Source organism: Actinoallomurus acaciae, assembly GCF_042429965.1.
Taxonomy (GTDB): domain Bacteria; phylum Actinomycetota; class Actinomycetes; order Streptosporangiales; family Streptosporangiaceae; genus Actinoallomurus; species Actinoallomurus acaciae.
Genome location: NZ_JBHLZP010001006.1, coordinates 1 through 1,461, shown reverse-complemented (window position 1 = coordinate 1,461; position 1,461 = coordinate 1). Strand labels below are relative to the sequence as shown.

Sequence of the window (1,461 nt, the reverse complement as noted above, 5' to 3'; positions counted from 1 at the left end):
GCCTGGCGCGCGGCCGCGCGGTGCTGAGCGAGCTCGGCCTGACCGCGCACGGCTTCACCCCGTCCGGCTGGCTGGCCGCCGCCGCGCCAGACCGCGCGTTGGCCCAGGCCGGATTCCGCTACACCACCTCCCATTTCGGCGTGCTCGACCTGCGGAGCGGGCGGACGTACCGCAGGTTCGCCCTCTCTCACCGTCCCGGCGGGACGGGGGAGCGGCTCGGCGCCGTGATGATGGAACGCTGGGCGCGGTGGAGCGCCGGCCGCGGTGGTCTGGTCCGGGTCGCGCTGCACCCCGACGACCTGACCCGTCCCGGCCTCCGGGACGCCACGCTGCGCGCGATCGAGGCGGTGCTCGCGGCCGGTGGACGGGCGGTCACGTACGCGGACGTGGTGCCGGACGGCGCGGGGGCGCGTTGAGAATCGTGCAGGTCGCCAACTTCTACGCTCCGACGTCGGGTGGCCTGCGCGTCGCGCTCGACGAGACCGGCCGGGGCTTCCGGCGGTACGGCCACGAGCGGATCCTCATCGTGCCGGGGCGTACCGGCTCGGTGGAACAGACACCGGCCGGGCAGCGCGTCACCGTGCGCGGCCTGAGCCTGCCCGGGCTCGGGAACTACCGTGTGCTGACCGGCCGCCGGCGCGTACGCCGTCTGCTGGACGCGCGGCCGCCGGACGTGCTGGAGGTGAGCGACAAGACCAGCCTGTTCTGGCTGGCCCGCTGGAGCCGTCGTCGCGGGGTGCCGCTGGTGCTGTTCTCCCACGAACGCCTCGACGCGATCCTGTACTCGCGGGTGCCGCGCTGGTTCCCGTTGCGAGCCGCCACGGACTCCGTCAACCGACGCCTCGCCCGTCTCGCCGACGAGGTCATCGTCACCTCGGGCTTCTCCGGCGCCGAGTTCGACCGGGTCGGCGCGGGCAACGTCCGGCGGATCCCGCTGGGCGTCGACCTCGAGACGTTCCGGCCGGCGGACCGGGCGGTCTGCGGGCATCCGGCGGACGATCGGCCGGTGCACCTGGTCACCGTCACCCGCCTGTCACGGGAGAAACGCCCGGAGCGCGCGATCGACTGCCTGCGCGTCCTGCGCGAGCGGGGAACGGCCGCCCAGCTCACCGTGATCGGTGACGGCCCGGACCGCCAGAGACTACGGCGCCGCGCCCGCGGTCTTCCCGTCACCTTCCTCGGGCATCTCGGCGACCGGAGCGCCATGGCCGGCTGGGTCGCGGGCGCCGATGTGGCGCTGTTCCCCTCGCCGGCGGAGACCTTCGGGCTGGCGACTCTCGAGGCGCTGGCGTGCGGGACGCCGGTCGTGGTGCCCGCGGCCGGCGCTGCGCGCGAACTGCTCGGCGGTACGGGCTCGGGAGTGGTGAGCGACGGGACGCCCGCCGGGATGGCCGAAGCCGTGCGCGACCTGCTGGAGATTCCCGAAGACCGGCGGCGCGCCGCGGCGCGGGCGGCGGCCGA

At 75.4% G+C, this 1,461-nt stretch carries 2 protein-coding genes; both read left to right on the top strand.

The genetic code is table 11. The annotated features are described in order from the left end of the window. The coding region (locus ACFFNX_RS49895; protein ID WP_378213506.1) for a hypothetical protein at positions 1 to 416 on the top strand (416 nt) is incomplete at its 5' end. A gap of 5 nt (positions 417 to 421) precedes the next feature. After that, positions 422 to 1,461, top strand: a 1,040-nt coding sequence (locus tag ACFFNX_RS49890; RefSeq protein ID WP_378213507.1) for a glycosyltransferase, incomplete at its 3' end; no start/stop codon positions are given.